12 protein-coding genes are annotated in these 8,360 nt (G+C 65.0%); all 12 read left to right on the top strand.

Annotated elements, in window-relative coordinates:
• Positions 1-1,397: phage tail sheath family protein (locus AC1DT2_RS11360; RefSeq protein WP_477296281.1), on the top strand; the 1,397-nt coding region annotated here is incomplete at its 5' end.
• Between the two features lie 14 nt (positions 1,398-1,411).
• On the top strand, positions 1,412-1,858 hold the full coding sequence (locus tag AC1DT2_RS11355; RefSeq protein ID WP_063572551.1) for a phage tail protein: 447 nt from the start codon (positions 1,412-1,414) through the stop codon (positions 1,856-1,858).
• Between the two features lie 13 nt (positions 1,859-1,871).
• The gene (locus AC1DT2_RS11350; protein ID WP_063572550.1) at positions 1,872-2,246 is read left to right on the top strand and encodes a hypothetical protein; all 375 of its coding nucleotides are present in this window, start codon (positions 1,872-1,874) and stop codon (positions 2,244-2,246) included.
• Positions 2,243-2,395, top strand: a complete 153-nt coding sequence (locus tag AC1DT2_RS11345) for a DUF6760 family protein (RefSeq protein ID WP_331709629.1) — start codon at positions 2,243-2,245, stop codon at positions 2,393-2,395. Before AC1DT2_RS11350 ends, AC1DT2_RS11345 begins: the two co-directional genes overlap by 4 nt.
• A 1-nt stretch (position 2,396) precedes the next feature.
• Complete coding sequence (locus tag AC1DT2_RS11340; RefSeq protein WP_477296280.1) at positions 2,397-2,927, top strand: phage tail protein; 531 nt, start codon at positions 2,397-2,399, stop codon at positions 2,925-2,927.
• Positions 2,927-4,204, top strand: coding sequence for a hypothetical protein (locus tag AC1DT2_RS11335; RefSeq protein ID WP_477296279.1), 1,278 nt, complete (start codon positions 2,927-2,929; stop codon positions 4,202-4,204). The genes AC1DT2_RS11340 and AC1DT2_RS11335 overlap by 1 nt, the downstream gene beginning before the upstream one ends.
• Positions 4,204-4,848 carry a CIS tube protein gene (locus tag AC1DT2_RS11330; RefSeq protein WP_477296278.1) on the top strand — a complete coding sequence of 215 codons (645 nt, stop codon included), beginning with the start codon at positions 4,204-4,206 and terminating at the stop codon, positions 4,846-4,848. The genes AC1DT2_RS11335 and AC1DT2_RS11330 overlap by 1 nt, the downstream gene beginning before the upstream one ends.
• A gap of 1 nt (position 4,849) precedes the next feature.
• Positions 4,850-5,902, top strand: coding sequence for a phage late control D family protein (locus tag AC1DT2_RS11325; protein WP_477296277.1), 1,053 nt, complete (start codon positions 4,850-4,852; stop codon positions 5,900-5,902).
• Between the two features lie 13 nt (positions 5,903-5,915).
• A complete protein-coding gene (locus AC1DT2_RS11320; protein ID WP_197478504.1) occupies positions 5,916-6,545 on the top strand; it encodes a phage baseplate assembly protein V in 630 nt (209 codons plus the stop codon).
• Positions 6,546-6,559: 14 nt separating this feature from the next.
• Positions 6,560-6,973 carry a PAAR domain-containing protein gene (locus AC1DT2_RS11315; protein WP_477296276.1) on the top strand — a complete coding sequence of 138 codons (414 nt, stop codon included), beginning with the start codon at positions 6,560-6,562 and terminating at the stop codon, positions 6,971-6,973.
• Positions 6,970-7,386, top strand: a complete 417-nt coding sequence (locus AC1DT2_RS11310) for a GPW/gp25 family protein (RefSeq protein ID WP_477296275.1) — start codon at positions 6,970-6,972, stop codon at positions 7,384-7,386. The genes AC1DT2_RS11315 and AC1DT2_RS11310 overlap by 4 nt, the downstream gene beginning before the upstream one ends.
• Positions 7,387-7,421: 35 nt before the next feature.
• On the top strand, positions 7,422-8,360 hold a 939-nt coding region (locus AC1DT2_RS11305; protein ID WP_477296274.1), incomplete at its 3' end, for a hypothetical protein.

Raw genomic sequence — 8,360 nt, 5'->3', positions numbered from 1 at the left:
ACTACGTGCTGCGCGTGGCCGACAAGACCGGCGCGCCTGCCACCAGCACGGTGGGCACCGCCAAGATGGTCGCCACCACTAACGGCACCTGGGGCGCGAGCCTCATGTACTACATCAGCAACAGCGGTGGTCCGCCACCTAAYGGCGGTGGCACGCCTCAGCCGACGCCCGTGTTCAACTTCCAGATTGTCGTACAGGCGACGACCATCGACGGCGCCGGCGCCAACGCGGATAAACTCAGCACGCAGTTGCTGGTGAATTATGTGCGGCAGAACGGCCTCGCCCCGTTGGCAATCGGCGGCAACAGCTATTACGTGCTGGAGACCTTCAGCGGCYTTACCTTCCTGGATGCGGCGGCCGTTGGACGTATCAATTCGCAGTCGATGTTCGTACGTCTTACCCTGGCGACGCCCAAAGACAGCCAGCGGCCCGGCAACACGACCACGCCCACGGCACTCAGTGGCGGAACCAACGGCCAGCTGGATTTTCCCACCGCGCAGGAAGCGATCAAGACGGTACAGGGCCTGAGCCTTCTGGCGCAGCCGGACACCGCCGCGATCGTCGACAGCAATGGCAAATCCGACCCGATCAAGCAGGCCCAGCTGATCAACCAGGGCATGCTGTTGTGCGAGACCCTTGCCAACCTATTCTACGCGGCCGATCCACCGTTCGGACAGAGCGTGCAGCAGATCGTCGCGTTCAAGTCGGGCACCGCGCAGTCCGGAGGTCAAACCCAGCCGCAAGCGATCAACTCCAGCTACGGCTCGCTCTACTACCCGTGGCTCTGGATCTTCAATCCGCTCTCGGGCAGCAACGTGCCGATTCCACCGTCGGGGCCGGTACTCGGCCGCTACGCCCACACCGACAGCAGCGTGGGTGTGTGGAAGTCGCCGGCCGGTGTGAATGACGGCAGCATGCGCACGGTGGTCGGTGTCGAACGGCCGATTACCGACGACGACCAGAGCCAGCTCAATCCCAACGGCGTCAACGCGGTACGCAACCTGATCAACTACGGGAACGTGATCTACGGCGCCCGTACCGTTTCCCTGGATACGCAATGGACCTACCTGAGCGTGCGCCGCCTGTTCATCTACGTCGAGCAGAGCCTGAAGAACAGCCTGCAGTGGGTGGTGTTCGAATCGAACGACCAGACCTTGTGGGCCGCGGTAACGCGCGACATCGATGCCTTCCTCACTACGCTGTGGCAGCAGGGCGGCCTGTTCGGCGCCACGCCGCAGGAAGCCTTTTTCGTCACCTGTGACGCGAGCAACAATCCGCCCGAGACGCGCATGCTTGGGCAGTTGTACATCGACATCGGACTGGCGCCGGTCTATCCGGCCGAGTTCGTCATCATCCGCATCACCCAGAAAACCGCCGGCCCGGATTCGGGCAGCTAAGCCGGAGCTGACATATGGCCACCCAACTGACCGACCCGTTCCGCGGCTTCCGTTTCCGTGTCGAGATCGCCGGCATCCAGATCGCCTCGTTTTCCGAAGCGAGCGTGCCGGACATCAGCGTCGACACGGTCGACTATCGCGAAGGCACTGACCCGACCTACAAGCGCACCCTATCGGGCCTGACCAACTACGGCCGCCTCAACCTCAAGAAGGGGCTGACCACCACCTTGGACCTGTACAACTGGCAGCAGCAGGTGTCCCAGCTCGGCTCCGGCAGTCCGGGCGCGCGCAAGAACATCTCGCTGATCCTGATGGATACGGCCGGTGCCGAGGGCGCCCGTTGGAACATCATCAACGCCTGGCCGGTGAAGTACGACACCACGGGGCTCAACGCGTCCTCCACCGAGGTGCTGGTGGAGACGCTTGAACTGGCCATGGATTACATCAACCGCATCAAGTGACAGGGGAAGCAACGTGAGCGTGATCAGTACCGAAGTCGAGTTCACCCTGCCTATCGGCTACCGCGACGGTGACGGCAACCTGCATCGCCAGGGCGTGATGCGCCTGGCTACCGCCGGCGACGAGATCCTGCCGCTGAAGGACCACCGCGTGCAGGCCAATCCCGCCTACCTGTCGATCATCGTGCTGTCGCGCGTGGTGACCCGGCTGGGCACTCTGGAGATGATCAGCACGCACGTCATCGAGGAACTGTTCTCGGCGGACTTCGCGTACCTGCAGGACCTCTACAACCGCATCAACCAGATGGACGGCGCGGACGACGAGGTGGCCGCTTCCGCGGGAAAAGGGCAGGCGGCGCGGCTGCACCCGATCAGCTCTACGCCGAGATAGCGTTCGTCGCGTACCACTTTCACTGGTCGCTGGACGACGTGTTGGCGCTGGAGCACAAGGAACGCCGTCGCTTCTGTGAGCACATCAGCCGCATCAACCAGGCCATGAGCGCGGACGAGCCGCGGCGCAGCCTCGATCTGGAGACATGAGATGGCATTGGGCATCAACGCGGCAGCCGCCGTGGCCAATCGCGCGGGACTGCATCTGGACCCGTTCAAGTCCTATAACTTCTTCGTGGAGGTGGAGGGCATACTGGTCGGCGGCTTCACCTCGGTACGCGGGATGGACTCGAAGATGGAAGTGGTGACCATCCGCGAGGGTGGCGTCAACGACCGTGCCTATAAGCTGGGCGGGCAGGTCGGTTACAGCGATCTCGTGCTGGAGTCGGGGCTGACCGCGCTCGACCCGATGTGGCTGTGGTACCAATCCACCCTGCAGGGCACCATCAAGCGCCGTAACGGTTCGATCTACATGCTCAACGACGTGGGCTTGCCCACGGTCTGGTRCGACTTCTACAACGCGTGGCCGATTGAGTGGCAGGGACCGGCGCTGGATGCCGGACAAACCCTGGTGGCGACGCAGCGCTTCGTGCTCGCTCACGAAGGCGTGCGCAAGAGTCGCGCGGCGATGGCGTACTCGGCTGCGGTGGGTGTCGCTTCGGCCGTGGGTGGCGCGCTCTGATGCACCAGCGCAACGCCCTGGGTCGTGCGCTATCGCGTGCCGTCCGCCGACCGGCGCGTGACGCGCTGCCACCGTCGCGCTTACGCTTGCGCACGCACCGGATGCTGTTCGGCATGTCGGGTGGCGTCCGGCTGCTTTATCTGACGGCGTCTCGGACGTCCGCCGCGATGCGGATCGACAACCGGCTCACCGTACGGCTGCTCATGGCCGAAGCACGCGCTGCGCGCGCGACTTCGCTTCACGCGTACCTGGTGTGCATGATCACTGCGCGCGAGTTCGTCGCAAGCCGAGGGCATCACGCGGAGCGCCGCATCGTTGCGCGCGGCGTGCACGGTTCGCGTACGGCACGGTCGCTCGCTACCGGCGATGGGATCTTGCATCTGTTGCGAGCACCGGATCAAGGGCAGTCGGCGTTGGTGCGCGGGAACCAGCGCCACGACGTACTGCACACGCTGGCGTTGTCACAGGTCCTGACCGGCACACAGCGATTCGTCCGGGAGCTGAAGGACAGGCAAGTACCGTCGGTCGACGGACGGAGGGCCTCGTCCCGGCGTGATGCGCCCGGCTTGCGCGGTGGGCCCAAGACGCCAATGCGATCGGCCATCGACGCGAGCACCGCGGCGCAGCGCATTGTGGCCGCGAGGCGGCACACGTCGCGGCCGATCGACGATCTCTCGAAGAATATCCCGACAGGACGGCCCGGCAGCACGGCACCCTCGCATCGACCCACGACACGACCCTGGATGCGTCTGCGTGACCGGCACGCCCCATCGTTGCGCGGAAAAGGTGCAACGCCCCGGACAACCGCTGCGCGCCAGGCTTCTGCGAATGCCTTGCCGCGCATGACGTACTTCCTGGCCTTGGCGCGCCATCGCACGGTAGCGATGTCAGCTGCCACGGGACCTCGTCCGGGCACACCGGACACACCGCGCGAGCGGGCGGCCGCCCGTCTCTCCGCCTTCCACCCGATCGACACGGCCATCACCCAAGCGGCAACATCCCCGTCGATGCCGCGCAGTTATGCCAGTACACCCTCCACCACGCTCACGTTCCGCCGTACACCACGCGCCGCGTTACCCGATGCAAAGCGCCAGACCAGCCAGCTACAACAGCAGGTGGTGCGCCAGGTCACGCAGGAGCTCGCGCAGAACGCGCCCTGGCGTGGCCAACTCGAACAGGCCGTGCTTGCACCGCGCGTGCTGCGTGAACTGACCGACCGGGTGGCCGGCGCGATCGCCGGGCGCCAGGGTCTCGAACGCTATCGTCGGGGGCTGTGATGCTGGAGAAGGCCAAAATCATCGTGCGGCCCACCGCCGAGACCATCCCGGTGATGTACAACCCCACCGAGTTGTCGCTCAACAAATCGGTGGTCGTGCAGGGCGAGGGCTCGAACATCCAGTTCCAGCGGGTCAACGATGATGACCTTACGGTCAATCTGTTTTTCGATACCTACGACAAGCGCACTGACGTGCGGCTTTACACCAACCGCATTGCCGCGCTGACCCAGCCCACGGTCGGCACGGGCATGCGCAAGGAACCGCCGACGGTCRTGTTCTCCTGGGCCGGGGCGCTGTTTACCGGCATCATCGTGCGGCTGGAACAGAAGTTCACCATGTTCCTGGAATCGGGCGTGCCGGTGCGTGCCGAGCTCAACGTCACCTTCAAGTCCGTCCTCACCGTGCAACAGGACCTGGCTGCGCGCGGCTACTACAACTGCCGTCAGTTCTGGACGGTGGGCGAGAATGACCGCCTCTACCTGGTGGCCCAGCACACGCTCGGCGACCCTGCGCTGTGGCGACTGATCGCCGATGCCAACGGGATCGACGATCCCCTGAACTTCCCGACGCGTGCGGACATCGGTCGCACCCTGGTGATCGTCGACGTACACGGCGAGTCCTATACGCCGCCGGCGAGGGTGTGAGATGGCCGTCAGTGCCCAAGCGGAAACCGGCGCCTTCCGGCTGTTGCTCAACCGGCAGCCCCTGCCGCTGTCGATGCAGGCGGCGATCAGTTCGGTCGAGGTATCGAACGAGATCAACGTGCCGGGTATGTTCAACTTCACGTTCAGCATGCTGTCGCAACTGGGCAATTGGCAGGGCGCGGATCTGGATATGTTCAAGCCGGGCGACCAGGTCGGCGTGCAGATGGGCCTGGGTCAGCCACGCACCGTGCTCACCGGGCAGATCTACGCGATCGAACCCAATTTCGCCGAGTACTCCGCGGCCACGGTCAGCGGCTTCGATGCGATGGCGAAGCTTCGCTTCGGTAACCACTCCGAGATCTACAGCGGGATAGATGAAAACCGCATCGCCAGGAAGGTAGCAGACGCCGCGCGCGTCGACCTGAGCACCCCCGGGCCGCCGGTCATGCTCAATGAAACCGTGTGGCAGCGGCAGCAGAACAACTATCACTTCCTGCTGGGACGTTGTGCGCTGATCAACCATGAGCTGGTGGTGGACGGGACCACGGTCGTGTTCCGTCCCAGCGCCGAGGGCTTGTCACCGGTGAAGTCGCTGGCTTTTCCGCGAGACATCCGTCGCGTCGACCTCCGTCTGCGTGTGCCCACTGAGGGCAGCACGGTGCAAGTGCTCGGCTTCGATCCCGCCACCAACAAGCCGATCAGCGCGCGCAGTAACCCGAACACGGTGCGTGCCCGCATGGGTGGCAGCGAATCGGGCTTCGACTTCATCGGGGCGTTTCCCGACGCCGCCATCAAAATCACCGACCCGAGCCTCACCAAGGTACAGGCGCTGCAGTCGCGTGCAGACGCCGAATACATGCAGAACCTCGATCGCTTCATCGAGGGCGAGCTGGAACTGGAAGGTGATCCGGACCTCAACGCGGGAGTGAACGTGCGCCTTACCGGCCTGAGCCGGCGCTTTGACGGCATCTATTACGTACGCTCGAGCCGCCACCACTACGACGACGCGACTGGCTATCGCACCACACTGCAATTGCGCCGGACCGGCGCGTGAGGAAAACCCATTGATGGACGATCTTTCAATGCCGCAGGCCTTGCCCGGCGCCATGCTCGGTGGCGTCACCGTGGCGATGGTGGAGAAGACCGACGACCCGCAGGGGCTGGGCCGCGTCACGGTCAGCTTCCTGGTCGACGGCCAGCGGCTGGAGTCGGGCTGGCTGCAGGTGATGAGCGGCTTCGCCGGCCCCGGCTACGGCGCTTTCTTCCTGCCTGCCGTGGGCCAGTCGGCACTGGTGGCATTCGCCGATGGCGATATCAACCAGCCCTTCGTGCTGGGCTTCCTCTGGAACGGCGGGATCAAACCGCCGGTAGAGGGTGCGGCCGTGCAGCAGGACGTTCGCGTCATCCGCACGGCCAAGGGCAAGCAACTGCTGCTGGACGACAGCGAGAACGGCCAGCTGACCCTGATCGACGAGAAGCAGAACAAGGTCCAGATCGACACCGCCAACCAGCGCATTGTTGTGGAGACCAAGGGCGATGTGACCGTCACGGCCGGCGGCACGCTGACACTCAAGGCCGCCAACGTGGTGCTGCAGAACACGGCCGGCTCGGTGAAGCTGGAACTGGGCGCGAACGGCCTGCAGGCGAATGGCGGGCAGAGCATGAAGCTCAACGCCGCCATGGTCGAAATCAACTGACGGGAGAACGACCGATGGGCAAGCCAGCAGCGCGCATGGGCGACAGCATCGTCAACGCCGGTGACATCCACATCGTACTGATCCCCTCGCCGGGCGGTCCGGTGCCGACGCCACAGCCGTGCCCGTTCAATGGGCGCATCCAGACCAACGTCAGCATGAACGTGCGCATCAACGGACGAGGCGCCGCACTGCTGGGCTCAATCGCGCAGAACATGCCGCCACACGTACCGCAGGGTGGTCCGTTCCAGGTGCCGCCGACCAACCTCGGGCGCGTGATCATGGCCAGCGCCACCGTGCGCATCAACGGTCGCGGCGCGGCGCGCGCCGGCGATTTCTGCGAGACCTGCCATGACATCCCGCCGGTGGGCCCGCAAGCGCCGATGCCACTGGTCGTCGTGGCCGGCGTCGCGAACGTGCTGATCGGATGAACGCGCGCATGAGCACCATCCGCGGCAATGGCGACGACTTCCTGGGTCGCGGCTGGGCGTTCCCGGTGCGGGTGCAGGGCGGCAGCGTGATGTTCGCGGCGGACGACGAAGACATCCGCCAGGCGATCCTGCTGATCCTTCAGACAGCGCCCGGCGAGCGCGTGATGCTGCCCACGTTCGGATGCCGCATCAACGAGCTGGTGTTCGCCGCTGGCAACGCCTCCAGCCTCAGCCTCGCGCAACTGTATGCGCGCGAGGCGTTGGAACAATGGGAGCCGCGCATCCAGGTCGCCGGCGTGGGGGCCAGCATCGACCCGGCGGCGCCCGACTGCATGCTGATCTCCGTCGACTACGTCGTGCGCGATCGCAACCGGCCAGACAACCTGGTCTATCCGTTTTACCTGAAGAGCTGAGCCCTGGAGCCACGCATGAGCAAATCCGAAACGTTATGAGCGATCCCGCCGCCAACCCCACGCTCGACTTCCGCAGCGCCGACGCCTTCTACCAGCAGACGCTGGAGCTCGCGCGTGCGTACGTGCCGGAGTGGACATCCGTGTGGATGGCGCAGGAGCCGGATGCAAAACAAGTCAATGACGACCCCGGGCTGGCCTTGCTGAAACTGTTCGCCCTCCTGGCGCGCTACATCGGCCAGATGGAGAACCAGATTCCCAACCAGCGGCGACTGGATTTCTTCCGCTTCCTCGGCCTGCAACTGCGTCCACCTCTGGCTGCGCAGGCGCCGCTGAGCTTCGTGTTGCAGCCTCGGCAGGGATCGTTCGACCTGCCCATCGATAGCGCGGTGCTGGACACTCCCACGCAGACGATTCGCTTTCAGACCGACCGCGCACTCACGGTGATGCCGGCCACACTCAGCGCGTTGCTCACCATCGTTCCGGCGCAGGACCGCTACATCAGCGTATTCGACGGCCTGGCCGCCGGACGTTCGATGCCACTGTTCCTGGCCGGTGAGGACGAGGCGCTGGAACTGCCGCTGACGCACTGGTTCATGCTCGGCGATTCAACGCTGTTCAAGCCCGATCCCTCCCTGCAGCGCATCACGGTGGATATCGCCGGCCAGCGGCTACGCGCGGAGTATTTCGAGCGCTGGGCCGACGGCGCACTGCATCCGCTAGCCGCTACGGTGAATGTGTCCGAAGGCGGTATGCAGCTGAGCGCGACCATCCTCCAGCCGCCGACGGCTGGCCCGCTCACGGTGACGCAACTGGAAGCCGGTCTCTACGTCGCCGACGGACGTAGCACAGGTTTCACCGCCGATCCGCGCGCCGACGACCAGCCGCCGCATTACTGGCTACTGACACAGCCTGCACCGCTGGTGCGCGTGGTCGGCGCCATTGCCGAGCAGCTGCCGGTGATCACCAGCCTGCGC

Source organism: Luteibacter sp. P4_E6 (assembly GCF_056401535.1).
Note: the sequence above shows the minus strand (reverse complement) of the source record. Positions and strands in the feature narration are given on the sequence as shown.

Coding starts and splice junctions, on each gene's coding strand:
- AC1DT2_RS11335 (WP_477296279.1), top strand. CDS start 2,927: ATGCACCAGCGCAACGCCCTGGGTCGTGCGCTATCGCGTGCCGTCCGC.
- AC1DT2_RS11320 (WP_197478504.1), top strand. CDS start 5,916: ATGGACGATCTTTCAATGCCGCAGGCCTTGCCCGGCGCCATGCTCGGT.
- AC1DT2_RS11325 (WP_477296277.1), top strand. CDS start 4,850: ATGGCCGTCAGTGCCCAAGCGGAAACCGGCGCCTTCCGGCTGTTGCTC.
- AC1DT2_RS11355 (WP_063572551.1), top strand. CDS start 1,412: ATGGCCACCCAACTGACCGACCCGTTCCGCGGCTTCCGTTTCCGTGTC.
- AC1DT2_RS11315 (WP_477296276.1), top strand. CDS start 6,560: ATGGGCAAGCCAGCAGCGCGCATGGGCGACAGCATCGTCAACGCCGGT.
- AC1DT2_RS11310 (WP_477296275.1), top strand. CDS start 6,970: ATGAACGCGCGCATGAGCACCATCCGCGGCAATGGCGACGACTTCCTG.